14 protein-coding genes are annotated in these 15,979 nt (G+C 61.0%); 10 read left to right on the top strand and 4 right to left on the bottom strand.

Going from position 1 to position 15,979, the window contains the following annotated elements; all coding sequences use genetic code 11:
- Positions 1 to 7: 7 nt before the first annotated feature.
- Together mexE and LOY70_RS15215 are read right to left on the bottom strand one after the other, a co-directional pair.
- Positions 8 to 1,261 carry a multidrug efflux RND transporter periplasmic adaptor subunit MexE gene (gene mexE, locus LOY70_RS15220; protein ID WP_265037925.1) on the bottom strand — a complete coding sequence of 418 codons (1,254 nt, stop codon included), beginning with the start codon at positions 1,259 to 1,261 and terminating at the stop codon, positions 8 to 10.
- A gap of 198 nt (positions 1,262 to 1,459) precedes the next feature.
- Positions 1,460 to 2,224, bottom strand: coding sequence for a substrate-binding periplasmic protein (locus LOY70_RS15215; RefSeq protein ID WP_265037923.1), 765 nt, complete (start codon positions 2,222 to 2,224; stop codon positions 1,460 to 1,462).
- Here LOY70_RS15215 and LOY70_RS15210 point away from each other — a divergent pair.
- The 5 genes from LOY70_RS15210 (at position 2,223) to LOY70_RS15190 (ending at position 6,627) form a co-directional block, all read left to right on the top strand.
- Positions 2,223 to 2,450: a hypothetical protein gene (locus LOY70_RS15210; RefSeq protein WP_265037921.1), complete on the top strand. Its 228-nt coding sequence runs from the start codon at positions 2,223 to 2,225 to the stop codon at positions 2,448 to 2,450. The genes LOY70_RS15215 and LOY70_RS15210 overlap by 2 nt on opposite strands.
- 196 nt (positions 2,451 to 2,646) lie before the next feature.
- On the top strand, positions 2,647 to 3,558 hold the full coding sequence (locus LOY70_RS15205) for a bifunctional helix-turn-helix transcriptional regulator/GNAT family N-acetyltransferase (RefSeq protein ID WP_265038079.1): 912 nt from the start codon (positions 2,647 to 2,649) through the stop codon (positions 3,556 to 3,558).
- Between the two features lie 146 nt (positions 3,559 to 3,704).
- Positions 3,705 to 4,325 carry a TetR/AcrR family transcriptional regulator gene (locus LOY70_RS15200; protein WP_265037919.1) on the top strand — a complete coding sequence of 207 codons (621 nt, stop codon included), beginning with the start codon at positions 3,705 to 3,707 and terminating at the stop codon, positions 4,323 to 4,325.
- A gap of 208 nt (positions 4,326 to 4,533) precedes the next feature.
- The gene (locus tag LOY70_RS15195; protein WP_265037917.1) at positions 4,534 to 5,313 is read left to right on the top strand and encodes a thioesterase family protein; all 780 of its coding nucleotides are present in this window, start codon (positions 4,534 to 4,536) and stop codon (positions 5,311 to 5,313) included.
- Positions 5,314 to 5,355: 42 nt separating this feature from the next.
- Positions 5,356 to 6,627, top strand: a complete 1,272-nt coding sequence (locus LOY70_RS15190) for an OmpP1/FadL family transporter (protein WP_265037915.1) — start codon at positions 5,356 to 5,358, stop codon at positions 6,625 to 6,627.
- 57 nt (positions 6,628 to 6,684) lie between these two features.
- Here LOY70_RS15190 and LOY70_RS15185 read toward each other — a convergent pair whose 3' ends face one another.
- Together LOY70_RS15185 and LOY70_RS15180 are read right to left on the bottom strand one after the other, a co-directional pair.
- A complete protein-coding gene (locus LOY70_RS15185; protein ID WP_265037913.1) occupies positions 6,685 to 7,470 on the bottom strand; it encodes an SDR family NAD(P)-dependent oxidoreductase in 786 nt (261 codons plus the stop codon).
- Between the two features lie 61 nt (positions 7,471 to 7,531).
- Positions 7,532 to 8,995 (bottom strand): efflux transporter outer membrane subunit, encoded by a 1,464-nt coding sequence (locus tag LOY70_RS15180; RefSeq protein ID WP_265037911.1) that lies wholly within the window; start codon positions 8,993 to 8,995, stop codon positions 7,532 to 7,534.
- A 220-nt stretch (positions 8,996 to 9,215) separates the two neighbouring features.
- Between LOY70_RS15180 and LOY70_RS15175 the strand changes: the two genes are divergently transcribed.
- From LOY70_RS15175 to LOY70_RS15155, 5 genes are all read left to right on the top strand, one after another.
- Complete coding sequence (locus LOY70_RS15175) at positions 9,216 to 10,325, top strand: efflux RND transporter periplasmic adaptor subunit (protein WP_265037909.1); 1,110 nt, start codon at positions 9,216 to 9,218, stop codon at positions 10,323 to 10,325.
- Entirely contained in the window at positions 10,322 to 13,402 is a 3,081-nt protein-coding gene (locus LOY70_RS15170) for an efflux RND transporter permease subunit (RefSeq protein ID WP_265037907.1), read from the top strand. The genes LOY70_RS15175 and LOY70_RS15170 overlap by 4 nt, the downstream gene beginning before the upstream one ends.
- Before the next feature lie 56 nt (positions 13,403 to 13,458).
- The gene (fabF, locus tag LOY70_RS15165; protein WP_265037905.1) at positions 13,459 to 14,745 is read left to right on the top strand and encodes a beta-ketoacyl-ACP synthase II; all 1,287 of its coding nucleotides are present in this window, start codon (positions 13,459 to 13,461) and stop codon (positions 14,743 to 14,745) included.
- A 238-nt stretch (positions 14,746 to 14,983) separates the two neighbouring features.
- Complete coding sequence (locus LOY70_RS15160; protein WP_265037904.1) at positions 14,984 to 15,409, top strand: YciI family protein; 426 nt, start codon at positions 14,984 to 14,986, stop codon at positions 15,407 to 15,409.
- Positions 15,410 to 15,432: 23 nt separating this feature from the next.
- Positions 15,433 to 15,840, top strand: a complete 408-nt coding sequence (locus LOY70_RS15155) for a VOC family protein (RefSeq protein WP_265037902.1) — start codon at positions 15,433 to 15,435, stop codon at positions 15,838 to 15,840.
- Positions 15,841 to 15,979 lie beyond the last annotated feature (139 nt).

Raw genomic sequence — 15,979 nt, 5'->3', positions numbered from 1 at the left:
CAGTCCCTTAACCGCGTGGAGTCGCAGCGGCCAGTTTGCCTGCCGATCCAGAAGCAGCCTTGGACGGCGCGACTTGGGGCAGGTTGCTGGCTTCGAGCGCTTTACGTTGTTGTGCCAGGGCGGCGAGGGTTTCCTCGCTGGCCATCGGAATGGTTTCAGGCGTCACCGGCGAACCCGGACGCGCCCGTTGCAGCCCCTTGACGATGATGGTGTCGTCCTTGCTCAAGCCGCTACGCACGATGCGCAGGCCTTCGATCTTCGGCCCCAGCTCGACGGCGCGATACGCAGGCTTGTTCTCGGCGTCCATCACCAGCACGAACTTCTTGCCCAGGTCGGTGCCCACGGCTTCGTCGTTGATCAACACGGCGGAATAGGTGCCGCTGCCCACCAATTTCAAGCGGGCGTACAGGCCTGGGGTGTAGGCGCCGTCCTTGTTGTCGAACACGGCGCGACCGCGGATGGTGCCGGTCTGCGGGTTGACCTGGTTGTCGACGAAGTTCATCTGGCCCTGGTGCGGGTTGCCGTCCTCGTTGGACAGGCCCATGTAGACCGGCGTGGCCTGGCCGCGCTGGCCCTGGCGGGCGAGTTGGGTGTACTTGAGGAAGACGCGCTCGTCGGCGTCGAAGTAGGCGTAGACCTTGTCAGTGGATACCACGCTGGTCAGCCGTGTGACGTCGGCGGTCACCAGGTTGCCGGCGGTGATGTCCGCCCGACTGACGCGACCGCTGATGGGCGAGGTGACGCGGGTGAAGCTCAGATTCAGCTTGGCCAGGTCCAATTGCGCCTGGATAGCCGCGACGGCGGCACGGGCTTCCTGGGCGGCGCTGGTGCGCGAATCCGCCAGCTCGGCGGAAATGGCGTTGCTCAAGCGCAGGCGTTCGCCACGCTGGGCTTCGTTCTCGCTGCGGGTAGCGGTGGCGCGGGCTTGGGCCAGTTGGGCTTCGAGACGACGCACTTCAGCCTGGAAGGGGCGTGGGTCGATCTGGAACAGCAGGTCGCCTTTCTTGACCAACGCGCCTTCGGTGAAGGCCACTTCATCGATCTGTCCGGAAACCCGCGGGCGAATCTCGACGGTTTCCGGTGCTTCGAGGCGTCCGGTGAATTCATCCCATTCGTTAACTGGTTGCTCCAAGACCTTGGCCACACTGACTTTGGCCGGCGGCATGGACGCTGCCGTGTCGGGAGTCTTGCCGCAGGCGCTCATCACCAGCACCGACAGCAGCGCGAGGGGAAAACGCAGTTTTGAAAGTGAATGTTCCATGGATAGCATCCGCCAATGTATTGAGAATGGGCGGATGATGCGTGGCGAGACGCAGAGGAACGAATCGAATGAAACAAAGGTAACTATCATTCGGAATGATATAAGCCATCGACAGCCCCTCTAGTACGGGGCTTTCGTTAGGCTGCTATCAATCCAATTGATCTTCACTGGATGACAGGAACTGTCCTTGGATGGCGTCTAGTCTGGCAAATAGACGTCATGGATACGCTTAAGTTCGCCCTCAGCGCGAAGGGTGTCAACTGCCTCGCGCAAGTCCTGGACCATTTTTGGGGAGCATTGCTTCGAGCAGGCCAGGTAGAGATCCGCACTGCTTTTGACCGAGCTCATGAGCAGTTTGCGCTTGGACACCTTTGGCCAGATGTAGCGACTCTCCGGGACGCCGTTGAACCAGGCATCGATGCGTCCCATCAAGAGCATCTGGGCGGGGTTGTCGCCGATGGCCAGCGGATAGATCTGGTCGTCCCTGAACCCTTCGGTGCGCAGGATCTCCTCCTGTGCACTGCCCAGGCCGACGCCGATCTTGCGGTAGGTTTCTTTCGCTTGGGCGAAGCTGCTCACCCGCTTGTCGAGGCTGAAAAAGGCGCGCTCCATGGGCATGACCATGGCAATCCAGGTAAAACGCTCTTCACGCCCAGGTATACGCGACAGGGGCGCGATCAAGTGGTCATGTTCTTCGCTGACGTGTTTCTGTGCCCGGGCCCAGGGGAGCACATGAATTTTCACGGTATACCCGGCCTTGGCCATGGCTGCCACGGCGACATCGCCAACGATGCCGTGCCCCCTGGGGTCGTCGACAAACGTCAGCGGGGGCGCGTCCAGGATGTGCAATTCAATCGTCGGGGATTCGCCCCACGCGTCGTAGACGACCAACAGCGGTAACGACAGACAAAGCCTGCGAAGCGCTTTGGTATTGGCATTCAAAACGCGTGTGATCGGGCTCATGATCGATACTTCAGGCATTGAAAAGGGGGGCGCCATTCTACGTGTGCTCGGCATTGGGAAACATCGTCCGGCAGGCCATGGTGTTCAAACCACAAGCAGGTTCGCCACCGTGTTTTTATTGGAACACGTCAACCTGTCGTCTTGGCCTTTATTGCGTGTTCCTGAAGGTATAGATCATCCCGCCGACAAAAACCTTGAGGCTTGGAATTTGATGCCGTTTGAATAGAGGCGGGACGGGTCGCGTTCATCAATTGATGCCAGTGGTCGATGGGTTTCAAATACCTGGACTCAGGTCGGGATCTGTCTCGATTGACTTGCCATTAGTTGTTCAATACAACTAACTGCCTGTTTTGCTCGAGGGGGTTACCGTGAGCCAGTCCCAACAAGATCTGATTGAAAAAATCCGTTCAGCTTCGCGTCTCATGGTGCGAGAGCTGGGGTTCATGCACGCTACGCTGGCTGCGACGGGCTATCCGCCCTCAGCCGTGCATACCATCGTCGAGATCGGGAATCGCCAGGCGCTGACGGCGGTCGAGCTTGTTGAGCTGCTTGGCCTTGAAAAGTCCAGCGTAAGCCGGATGGTTCGCAAGCTGGTTGAGGCCGGTGAAATTGAAGAGGTTGCCCATGAGGAGGATGCGCGCTTCAAGACGCTGCGGCTCTCGGCACAAGGCAGGAAGACCCTGCGAGCCATTGATTCATTCGCCACGAGACAAGTCGGTGCGGCCCTGGCGCACTTAACTCGCGAACAATGGCGAACGGTGAGTGAGGGTATCGCCAACTATGCCGCCGCCCTCCAGGCCCTCCGACTCGCTACGGGGCAGCCGTCCACGGCCGAACTGGATATCGCTCGCGGTTACCGTCCTGGCATCATCGGCCGAATTGTGCAAATGCATGCAGACTACTACGCAAGATACTTCAGCTTTGGCCAACCATTCGAAAGCCTGGTTGCGGCCGATATGGCTAATCTGATGGGGCGTTTGCACAACCCACGCAATGAAGTTTGGGTGGCGTTGGATGACCAGAGAATTGTTGGGTCGATCGCTATCGATGGTGAAGGAGAGAGCGGCGAAGCCACTTTGCGCTTTTTTATTCTGGATGACTGCGCACGAGGTAAAGGCGTAGGCAAACGCTTGCTGGCTGACGCCATGAAGTTCTGTGATGAATGGGGTTTTTGTGCAACGCGGCTCTGGACATTCCAGGGACTTGAGGCTGCTCGGCAACTGTATGAAGACTTTGGTTTCATGCTGGAACGCGAGCAGGAGGGGCAACAATGGGGGGAGCGGGTCATGGAGCAGTGTTTTGTGCGACCCGGGCCGCCCATCGCGCACACTTGAGCCAAGATCCGCACATCGAGGTAAATCTGAAGTGCGTTTTTTGTCCGTTCGGTGCCCCGAATATATTTCTTATGGGGTTGGTTTGTGACTTAATTACAGTGTAGTCACAAGTTGTCAACCCTCTTCAGGATGCGTAAGCTGCCTCCATGAACCAGCCATCCATACCTACGCCCAGCACCCGTGGCCCAGCCGATCACGAGATCCGAGACCAGATCGTCGCGGCGGCCAACGAGCATTTCAGCCAATACGGCTACGCCAAGACCACGGTGTCCGACCTGGCCAAGGCCATCGGCTTTTCCAAGGCGTACATCTACAAGTTCTTCGATTCCAAGCAGGCGATTGGCGAAGCCATTTGCTCCGGCTGTCTTGCGAAGATCGTTGCGGCCGTGGAGGAGGCCATCAGCGAGGAAGGGCTCTCTTCGACCGAGCGCTTTCGCCGCCTGGTCAAGACCCTGATTACCACGGGGATCGACCTGTTCTTCAATGATCGCAAGCTCTACGACATTGCCGCATTCTCCGCGTCGGAGCGCTGGCCCAGCTCCCTGGTGTATGACGCACGGATCAAGCAATTCGTGGTGCAGGTCGTACGGGAAGGGCGCGAAAGCGGTGAGTTCGAACGCAAGACGCCCTTGGATGAAACCGTCGAAGCGATACACCTGACCCTTCGACCTTTCGTCAATCCTCTAATGCTGCAGTACAGCCTCGATCATGTCGAGGTGGCGCCGACTCTGACCGCCAACCTCATCCTGCGTAGCCTGATGCCCTGATGCCTGAGGGACGGCTGCGACGAGCAGTCGTTTCGATTCAGAAACGACTTCCTTGCCTTCGGGTTGTACCTGACCGAGTGGTCTCTTTTTGCCTGTGTAGTGACCATTGACAAAAATGGTCACGTGAATAAGTATGGCGTCGACTTTCAAGTGATCCCTCTTGCGATGCTTCTGCGGGTTCACGTTCAGGCCGTCGGAGGACGTCTAAATGACCAGTTTTGCTCAGGTGCTGGCGCAGTTTGATCCGAGCGTGCCGTTCGTTGCTCCAGCCAATTGGCAGCAGGGCCGGACGATCTTCGGTGGTCTTTCGGCGGCATTGTCGTTGGAAACGGTTCTGCGCGAGCGCCCACAGGGCTTTCCTCCGTTCAAGTCTGCGCAGGTTTCCTTCATAGGTCCGGTCACGCAAGCCCAGACATTCGATACAAGCGTGTTGCGCGAAGGGCGATCCGTGACTTCGGTGTCTGTCGACTGCAAGTCGGGCGATGAGCTGGCGTTGCGCACGACCTTGCTGTTCGCTCAGCCACGAGTCAGCAGGATTACCCATGAGGCATGGGGATGCCCGTTGGTGGAGCAAGCCTCGCGGTACACCACGTTGACGCTGGACAACACCATTGCGCCTGCCTGCGCCTTCAACTTCGAAATGCGCCCTGCGGGTGGGTCATTGCCGGTGTCCGGGGCTACAGATCCCGAGTTACTGATGTGGGTTCGTCACCTGGATGCTCAGGGGGTAGACCCGGCGGTGGCTTTGATCGCCCTCGCTGACAGTCTGCCGCCCGCCGCGATGACCTGCTTCACAGAGCCGGCAGCCATCAGCTCGGCTTCCTGGACAATCGATCTGCCGCAGCCCGCCGTGGCCGGCGAATGGTTTCTCATCAGCGCCTTCAGCCAGCAGGCCTCGGAGGGTTACTCCTTGCAAGATATGGAAATCTGGGACGAAAGCGGTCGGCGAGTGCTTTGGGCGCGCCAGACCGTGGCGATTTTTGCCTAGTAGAAAAACAAACCGTTTCCCCCCAGCAATAGAGTCCTAATAATGAAAAGAATCTTGCTCAAGACCCCCATGAGTCTCGCCGTTGCGCTTGCAACGTCCCAAGTGTTTGCCAGCGGCTTTGCGCTGAACGAACAAAGCATCAGTGGGATGGGCTCGGGTTTTGCCGGGCGGTCGTCTTCCGCTGAAGATGCCAGTACTGTCTTCGGCAACCCGGCGGGCATGTCTCGCTTGAAGAAAGAGCAGGTCAGCCTGGGCGCTGCGACACTGTTTACCCAGAGCGATATCAGCCAGACCCGCAGCACTTTCGGTGGCCGAGAGGACGGTGACATGGTGCCGACCACCACGGTGCCGATGGGTTACTACGTCAAGCCGGTGGATGAGCATTGGGCTGTCGGCGTTGGTTTTTATGTGCCATTTGGTTTGATCACCGATTACGGCAGCGACTTTGCCGGGCGTTATTACGGCAACAAAAGCGAAGTGACGACGCTGACCTTCCAGCCTACCGTCAGCTATGCCTTCAACGACAAGGTGTCGATCGGGTTTGGTCCGACCATCAACCGGATCAGCGGAGAGATCTCCGGGATGGTGCCCAATCCCCTCAGTCCCGGCAGCAACGATGGGAAGTTGAAAAGCAATGGCGACGATACGGCTCTTGGCTTCAACGCCGGCATCCTGGTGCAGGCGACGGACCAGACTCGCCTGGGGCTGACTTACCACTCCAAGGTCAGTTACCACCTGGACGCAAAGTCCAAGCTCACGGGTGGCATTTTCAGTGTGTTGGGGGTAAGTGGCCGCAGCTATGACGCATCATTGGACGTGGATACTCCGGAGTCCGTGGACATCTCGCTCACTCATCAGCTCAATGACGACTGGACGATGTACCTGGGAAGTACCTGGACGCGCTGGAGCCGCTTCAAGGAGCTGACCATCGAGAACTCCGGCTTGCCTGCGCTGCTGAGCGGCGCGCTGAGCACCGTCAGCGAAGAACAGAACTGGCATGACACTTGGGCCCATGCCATCGGTGCCGCGTATAAACTCAACGATCAATGGGTCCTGCGCGCAGGCTTGTCGGTCGACCAGTCGCCCGCCAACAACACCAACCGTGGGCCTCGGATACCAACCGGAGACCGCACGGTGCTCAGCTTCGGTGCCGGCTGGACGCCGCTGGAAGAGGTGACGATCGACGTGGCTTACTCCTACTTGCAGGAAGAGAGTGTGCGCATCAACGAAACCTCGTCGACCCGTGGCGCATACAGTTCCAAATACCGGAACAGTGCCAGCGGTTTCGGTGCTTCAGTCAGCTATCGCTTCTAGCGCAATAGGGCGTGTGCCGGGAGCCCTTGCAGCTCCCGGTCTTTCGCCGCATCGCATTCATACCCCCATGACATTCGCCATGAGACGCTGGTGAAATCGGCGTGGCGTGGCCCAGATCAACACCGCGAGCGCCTTGTTGCCGAAGCCGGGCACCACACTCATGCGCCCGGCTTGCAGCGCGCGGATGCCTGCGCGAACCACTGGTTGGGGGGGCATCATCACCATTTTCAGCGCTGGCGTGAGGGTCTGGTTGGCACTCTGCGCAAACCCGGTATCCGACATGCCTGGGCACAGCGCGGTCACGACGACACCGTCGCCCTTGAGTTCCTGGTGCAGTGCCTCGGAGAAGCGAAGCACGTAGGCCTTGGCCGCTGAATAGACCGCGAAATTTTTCACGCCTTGATAGGAAAGCAAGCTGGCGACCTGCAAGATGTGGCCGCGGCGGCGGATGCGCATGTCCTGGGCAAATAGGCGAGTCATGGTGGTCAGGCTGGCGATGTCCAGATCGATCATTGCCAGGGATTGGTCAATGGCGTGGTCCAGGAACGGGCCCTGCAAACCATGGCCGGCGTTGTTGATGAGCACATCGACCGCAATACCCTGTTGAACCAGTCGCTTGTGCAGGTCGATGACTGCCGGAATCGAAGACAGGTCGACTTGTTCGGTGATCACCTCGGTGCCGAAGCGCTCGCGCAGTTCTTTTGACAGCGCTTCCAGTTTGTCCAGCCTGCGGGCTACCAGAACGAGGGATTTTCCCTGCGCTGCGTATTGCCGGGCGAACTCCTCGCCAAAGCCGCTTGAAGCGCCCGTGATGAGCACCCAGGCATTCTCGTTGGTTTTCATGTGGCTGGACTCCGGTTGTAAAGATTGAAAATAGCGATCAGGGCCTGGTGTTCATGTCTGATCATCGGCTCGCTACCGGCTGCGGTGGCTGTGGCGCTTGCCAGCCGCCACCGAGGGCTCTGAATGCTGCGACCGCCGCCCGTGCCGATTCCGTCCGGGCTTGTGCCCGGGCATCGGATGCCTGGAGCAGTGTCTGGTCGGCGTTGAGGACATCGATCAGGCTGGCCGTGCCTTTCTGATAGGCAATAAAGGATGATCGACGCGCCTCGCTCAATGACGCTTCGCCTGTGGTGAGTGTCGTGGCCTGGGCTTCTCGGTTGACCAAGGCGGAGAGGGCATTCTCGACATCCTCGGTGGCGCGCAACGCGGACTGGCGATAAGCAGCCAGCGCTTCGGCTTCCAGTCCCTTGGCCTGGTCGATCTGGGCGTTGATCCGGCCAAAATCGAACAGCCTCCAGCGCAGTCCCAGCGCGCCTGACGCCTGGCTGGCGCCGCCGGAGAAAAGGTGTCCGGCAGAGACCGCAGTGGCGCTGCCGAGCAACGCGCTGAGGGAAAATTTCGGATAGTACTCGGCGACGGCTTCACCGATACGGGCATTGGAGGCGGCGAGACGGCGCTCGGCGACGATGAGGTCTGGCCGGCGGCGTAATAGATCAGCCGGCGTACCCATCTCGCTGATTTGTGGGGGCAGGGGGATGCTACCCGTTTCGGTCAGTTGCGGGCGGTGAGTGCCTGGCGGCGTGCCGAGCATGACATCCAGCGCATTCATGGCGGCATCCAGCCCGGTTTGTAGGACCGGTACCGTTGCCTGGACCTGGGCAAGCGTGCCCTCGGTCTGGCGGACCTGATAGCTGGCGGCGAGCCCTTTGCCGTAGAGCAACTGGACTTTTTCCAGCAGGTCCTGCTGGGTCTTGACCTGGTGGTTCGCAACATCCAGCCGCGCTTGCAAGCCGCGCAGGGTGATGTAGATGTCGGCGGTCTGCGCGGCAACGGCCAGCCTTGTCGCCGCGGCTCCGGCCTCGGAGGCCTGGTATTCGGCCAATGCAGCTTCGCGTCCGCGTCGCAGGCCACCAAAGATGTCCAGCTCCCAGCTCGCGCCGAGGTCCAGCTCGTAGCTGTTCCCGTACCGCTCAAAGCCAGGGTTCGAGTTGAGCAATTGGCCCTGCGGCGTCTCGACGGATTGATAGGCGCGTGCGGCCTGGCCACTGATATTTCCCGAGGGCAACAGGGCGGCGTTGGCTGCACCAAGGCCGGCCCGCGCCTGAGCAACGCGCGCCGACGCCTGGGCGAGGTCAAGGTTCTGCTCCAAGGCTTTGGCGATAAAGTCGCTCAGCACCGGGTCGCCAAACCCCTCCCACCAGGTGGTGAGGCTGGCCTGTGTTGCACCGCTCCTTTGCTCGACAGAAGGCTGGCCCAGGAAACGATCCGACAGGACAGCGTTGGGACGCTGATAGTCCGGACCGACCGCGCAGCCGGCCATCAAGCTGACGCTTACTAATAAAGCAAGGGGGCGGAGGGGTGGCATTGCGGTTTCCTCGGGATCGGCATTTGTGACCATATTATAGAATGGTCACTGCCTGTCAATTGGTTATGAAGTCCGCTTCGTGGATCCAAGGTCCTTTATTTACTGGGGATTATCCGCGAGCCAACAGGGCCAAAAACAAAACTTCAATTGGTGACCATTGACAGCATTGGTCACGAGCGCAAGAATGGGTTCCCAATCATCTGTCCAGTAAAGGGAACCTATGCTCCGGCTCCGACCTGTCACCCTTGCCGCTTGCTTGTTGCCTCTTGTCCTCACGGCGTGCGGCGACTCATCCACTGCCACCGATCCGCGCACGCTTGCTCCTCTGGTGAGGGTTGCGCAGGTGCAGGGTTCCTCCGTCGGCGCTCGCTCTTTCACTGGCGTCGTGGCGGCTCGCGTCCAGAGCGACCTGGGTTTTCGTGTGTCAGGCAAGGTCCTGGAGCGGTTGGTGGATGCCGGTCAGGCGGTCAAGAAAGGCCAGCCGTTGATGCGTCTGGACCCCATCGACCTGGGCTTGCAGGCGCGAGCCCAGCAAGAGGCTGTCACGGCCGCGCGCGCCCGGGCCAAGCAGACCGCGGACGATGAAGCTCGATATCGCGAACTGGTGGCAGCCGGGGCGATTTCGGCGTCGGGCTATGACCAGATCAAAGCCGCCGCCGATACCGCGAAGGCGCAGCTCAGCGCCGCCGAGGCGCAAGCCGACGTGGCCCGCAATGCGTCCGGCTATGCAGTGCTCCTCGCCGACGCCGATGGTGTGGTGATGGAAACGCTCGCCGAGCCGGGGCAAGTCGTCAGTCCGGGTCAGCCGGTGGTCCGACTGGCGCGAGCCGGGCAGCGCGAAGCCGTCGTGCAACTGCCCGAGACCCTGCGGCCAGCCGTCGGGTCCAGCGCCCAGGCGACGCTGTATGGCAACACCAGCGGGGCGGTCACCGCCAGGCTCAGGCTGCTTTCCGATTCGGCTGACCGGGTGACCCGTACCTTTGAAGCGCGCTATGTCCTGGAGGGCGCCCTGGCAAATGCACCGCTGGGCTCGACCGTCACACTGCGTATCGCCGAGGGCGTGGCCCAGGGGCCGGTGCTGCAAGTGCCGATTGCGGCGTTGTATGACCCCGGCAAGGGCACTGGCGTGTGGGTCATCGACGGCGAGCCGGCAAAAGTGACTTGGCGTCCCGTCCAGGTCTTGGGCTTGAGCGACGACGCGGCGCGCGTTGCAGGCCGCCTCAACGTCGGTGAGCGGATTGTCGCCCTGGGTGCACATCTGCTGCGTGAAGGCGAGTCCGTCCGGCTGCTTGCACCGGGCGATGTGAACGTCGCGGGGACCCGCCAATGAGCTTCAATCTTTCGGCGCTCGCCGTGCGCGAGCGCGCCATCACGGTATTTCTGATTTTCCTGATCGCCGTCGCCGGGACCCTGGCGTTCTTCAAGCTTGGCCGCGCGGAGGATCCGCCGTTCACGGTCAAGCAACTGACCGTCATCACTGCATGGCCGGGGGCGACGGCGCAGGAAATGCAGGACCAGGTCGCCGAGCCCCTGGAAAAACGCCTGCAGGAATTGAAATGGTACGACCGCTCGGAAACCTACACTCGTCCCGGCCTGGCTTTCACCATGGTTTCGCTGCTGGACCGCACGCCGCCCTCGCAGGTGCAGGAAGAGTTCTACCAGGCGCGCAAGAAGCTCGACGACGAAGCCACCAAGTTGCCGGCGGGGGTGATCGGGCCACTGGTCAACGATGAGTACTCGGACGTGACGTTTGCGCTGTTTGCCCTCAAGGCCAAGGGTGAGCCGCAGCGCCTGCTGGTGCGTGATGCCGAGGTGTTGCGCCAGCGCCTGTTGCATGTGGCCGGGGTGAAGAAGGTCAACATCATCGGCGAACAGGCCGAGCGCATTTTCATTTCCTTTTCCCATGACCGGCTGGCGACCTTGGGGGTCTCCCCCCAGGACATCTTCGCCGCGCTGAACAGCCAGAACGTACTGACGCCCGCCGGCTCCATCGAAACCAACGGGCCGCAGGTGTTCCTGCGGGTGGAGGGCGCTTTCGATAAGTTGGAGAAAATTCGTGACACGCCGCTGGCAGTCCAGGGGCGCACGTTGAAGCTCTCGGACGTGGCGACGGTTGAACGAGGCTATGAAGACCCGGCCACCTTCCTGGTGCGCAATAACGGCGAAGAGGCCTTGTTGCTCGGGGTCATCATGCGCGAAGGCTGGAACGGCCTGGACCTGGGCAAGGCGCTGGACGCCGAGACGACCAAGATCAACGAAGGCATGCCGCTGGGCATGACGCTGACCAAGGTGACCGATCAAGCCGTGAACATCGATTCGGCCGTCGGCGAGTTCATGGTCAAGTTTTTTGTCGCGCTGCTGGTTGTGATGCTCGTGTGCTTTCTCAGCATGGGCTGGCGTGTAGGCGTTGTGGTCGCAGCGGCCGTACCGTTGACACTGGCCATCGTGTTTGTGGTGATGGCGGCTACCGGAAAGAACTTTGACCGGATCACCTTGGGTTCGCTGATCCTGGCGCTCGGGCTGCTGGTGGACGACGCGATCATCGCGATCGAAATGATGGTGGTGAAAATGGAGGAGGGCTACGACCGGATCAAAGCCTCCGCCTATGCCTGGAGTCACACGGCCGCACCGATGCTGTCCGGTACGCTGGTGACCGCGATTGGCTTCATGCCCAACGGTTTTGCCCAATCGACCGCTGGCGAATACACCAGCAACATGTTCTGGATCGTGGGCATCGCCCTGATCGCCTCCTGGGTGGTCGCGGTGGCCTTTACCCCTTATCTGGGGGTGAAAATGTTGCCGGACATCAAGCCGGTCGAGGGCGGACATGCCGCCATTTACAACACCCGCCACTACAATCGCTTCCGCCAGGTCCTGACGCGGGTCATCGGCCACAAATGGCTGGTGGCCGGCACGGTGATCACGCTGTTTGTCGTGGCCGTCCTGGGCATGGGCCTGGTGAAAAAGCAGTTCTTTCCGACTTCAGACCGTCCCGAGGTCATGGTCGAGGTGCAAATGCCCTATGGCACTTCCATCGAGCAGACCAGCGCCGTCACGGCCAAGGTCGAAGCCTGGCTGCAAAAACAGGCGGAAGCGAAAATCGTCACGGCCTATATCGGACAGGGCGCGCCGCGTTTCTTCCTGGCGATGGCGCCAGAACTCCCTGATCCGTCGTTCGCCAAGATCGTCGTGCTGACGGACAGCCAGGAGGCACGGGAAACCCTCAAGTTCCGTCTTCGCGAAGCGGTTGCCGCAGGGCTCGCCCCAGAGGCCCGTGTCAGGGCGACCCAGATTGTGTTCGGTCCGTATTCACCGTTCCCGGTGGCCTACCGGGTGATGGGGCCTGACCCGACGGAACTGCGGGAGATTGCCGCACGCGTACAGGACGTCATGCAAGCCAGCCCGATGATGAGGACGGTCAACACCGATTGGGGGCCGCTGGTGCCGACACTGCATTTCAACCTGGATCAGGATCGCCTGCAGGCGGTCGGACTGACATCCAGTGCCGTCGCCGAGCAACTGCAATTCCTGCTGACCGGGGTGCCGATCACGGCGGTTCGTGAGGACATCCGTTCGGTGCAGGTGGTGGGGCGCGCCGCCGGTGACATCCGTCTTGACCCCGCCCGGATCGAAGGCTTTACGCTGGTGGGGGCCGCCGGGCAGCGTATCCCGCTGTCCCAGGTCGGCGAGGTGGATGTACGCATGGAGGATCCGATCCTTCGGCGGCGTGATCGTACGCCGACCATTACCGTGCGCGGCGACATTGCCGAAGGCTTGCAGCCACCGGACGTATCGAGCGCGATGCTCGCGCTATTGCAGCCGATCCTCGACACACTTCCTGACGGCTACCGGATCGAGCAGGCAGGGGCTATCGAGGAGTCGGGCAAGGCCAACCAAGCAATCCTGCCCCTGCTGCCGATCATGGTGGCGCTGACGCTGCTGATCATCATTGTTCAGGTGCGTTCGATCTCGGCGATGCTCATGGTGTTCCTCACCGCGCCCCTGGGGCTGATTGGCGTGGTGCCGATGCTGCTGATATTCCACCAACCGTTCGGTATCAACGCCCTGGTCGGCCTGATCGCGCTCTCGGGTATTTTGATGCGCAACACGCTGATCCTGATCGGGCAGATCCATCACAACGCCCAAGAAGGGCTGGATCCGTTCAATGCCGTCATTGAAGCCACGGTGCAGCGGGCTCGTCCCGTGCTGTTGACGGCGCTGGCGGCCATCCTGGCGTTCATCCCCCTGACACATTCCGTGTTCTGGGGAACGCTGGCCTACACGCTGATCGGCGGTACGTTCGTCGGCACCCTCATGACCCTGGTGTTCCTGCCGGCAATGTATTCCATCTGGTTCAAGATCCGTCCTGGCCAGCCTGCGCAAATTGAAACAGTACAGCTGGCGTAAGCGAGTGATCGCTTGTGGCTTGCAGTGAGCGTCGTCTGAAAAATGAAGAGGTTCTTATGAGTACCCCCGAAGGTCAAAAGCGAATCGTTGTCACGGGCGTCGGCATTGTCGGCCCCCTGGGCTGCGGCGTAGAAGAAGTTTGGCAACGGCTGCTGGCCGGACGCTCGGGCATTCGTATCTTGCCTGGCGATATCACCGAGGGTACCGGTGTGGCCGTGGGCGGCCAGGTGCCGTCGCTGGAGGAAGACGCCAACGCCGGTTACGACCCCGAGCGCGTCATCCCGGTGAAGGATCGCAAGAAAATGGATCGCTTCATCGAGTTTGCACTGGTCGCCGCCGACGAAGCCTTGGCACAGGCGCACTGGCATCCGACTGAAGCGGCCGACCAGGAGCGGACCGCCACGATCATTTCATCGGGCGTGGGTGGCTTTGGCACGATTGCCGATGCGGTACGCACCACCGATACCCGCGGTCCACGTCGCTTGTCACCGTTCACTGCGCCGGCGTTCCTTGCGAACATGGCGGCGGGGCATGTCTCCATCCGCCACGGCTTCAAGGGGCCGCTCGGCGCGCCGGTAACGGCGTGCGCGGCTGGCGTGCAGGCCATCGGCGATGCGGCCAGGCTGATCAGGAGCGGTGAGGCGGATATCGCCTTGTGCGGTGGCACTGAAGCCGCGATCGATCGCGTGACCCTGGGGTGTTTTGCGGCGGCTCGCGCGCTGTCCACGGGATTTGCCGAACGCCCGCAGGAGGCCTCGCGGCCCTTCGACCGAGATCGCGACGGCTTCGTCATGGCCGAGGGCGCCGGGGTGCTGGTGATCGAATCGCTGGAACACGCACTGGCGCGTGGGGCCAAGCCCCTGGCGGAACTGGTCGGCTACGGCACCAGTGCCGATGCCTACCACCTGACGGCAGGTCCGGAAGACGGCAACGGCGCACGGCGCGCGATGGAACAAGCGCTGCGCCAGGCCGCTGTCAGCCCTGCCGATGTGCAGCACATCAACGCCCACGCGACCTCCACCCAGGTCGGCGACAGCGGCGAGCTGGCCGCGATTCGCGCGGTGTTCGGCACGGACTCCGGCGTGGCGATTACCTCGACCAAATCCGCTACCGGCCACCTGCTGGGCGCGGCCGGGGGGATTGAAGCCGTCTTCACGGTATTGGCGCTGCGTGACCAGATCGTGCCGCCGACCCTGAACCTGGTTCATCCCGATGAAGCGGCCGATGGGCTCGACCTGGTCGGTTTGAAGGCCCGGAAGATGCCGATCACCCACGCACTTTCCAATGGATTTGGGTTCGGCGGGGTCAACGCCAGTGTGCTGTTCCGGCGCTGGGCGCCTTGAATCCAAGAACCATCGGCGCCGCTCATTGAGCGGCGTTTTCATATGTACTTTCCCGCTGAACTGCAGCGTTTCGTGATGTTGCCCTTTGCTTAATGATGCGCCTGCAAAAAGCAGCCCGCCTGTCGCTCTTCGGCTTACCGAAAATAAATCGGTCTAGTCTGTCGATTTCGTCCCTTGCCGTTCGATTATCCCTAGAGCCGCCACAGGGACGGCTTATCCACCCTCAGGAGATAAGACCATGCGATTTTTGGTGATCGTCAAAGCCAGCCCAGAGTCGGAAGCCGGAGAAATGCCCAGTGAAGAACTGCTGGCCGCCATGGGTGCCTACAACGAAGCGTTGGTCAAGGCTGGAGTGATGCTTGCCGGTGAAGGCCTGCACCCCAGCGCCAAGGGCGTGCGCGTGCGGTTTTCCGGCAAGGACCGGACGGTTGTCAATGGACCCTTTGCCCAAACCCAGGAGTTGGTTGCCGGCTTCTGGATCTTCAAGGTCCAGTCGTTGCAGGAAGCGATCGATTGGGTCAAGCGCTGCCCGAATCCGATGGTCAGCGACAGCGAAATCGAAATCCGCCAGATCTTCGAACTCGAGGACTTTGGCCAGACCTTTGCCCCCGAGTTGCGCGAGCAGGAAGAACGCCTGCGGGCGCAGATGGCCGATCAATCGTGACACCTGACGACAGGAGAACCACCATGAGAATCATTCCCTACCTGACCTTCAACGGTGACTGCAAGCAAGCCTTTGCGTTGTACAAGGATGTGCTGGGCGGCGAGCTGTTTTCCATGTCCTTCGCCGAGGCACCGGAGGAAGCCGGTGTGCCCAAGGACCCGGACCTGATCCTGCACGCCTGCCTCACGGTCGGCGCATTCAGCCTGATGGCTTCCGATTGCCCGCCGGGCCAGCCGTACCGCAAGTCCCAGGGCGTGTCGGTCTCCCTCAATGTCGACAGCGTGGCCGAGGCCGAGCGACTGTTCAATGGTTTGAGTACGGGTGGCAGTGTGCACATGCCATTGGCAAAGACCTTCTGGGCGGAGCGTTTCGCCATGTTCGAAGACCGTTTCGGGATTGCCTGGATGGTCAATTGTGAGGGCGAGAAGTAAGGTCGACGGGAGCATTGGCCGCCGGCGCGGATGCCTGGCCGGCGACCCTGTATAGGTTGGGTCCGGTGTTTTCTTATTTCGTTTATCACTAAAAAACTGTGAGGTCTGACAGTAGATCTCCCTCCGGGTAACGCCCACA

Origin of the sequence: Pseudomonas sp. B21-054 (genome assembly GCF_026016345.1) — a bacterium.
Classification (GTDB): Bacteria; Pseudomonadota; Gammaproteobacteria; order Pseudomonadales; family Pseudomonadaceae; genus Aquipseudomonas.
Note: the sequence above shows the minus strand (reverse complement) of the source record. Positions and strands in the feature narration are given on the sequence as shown.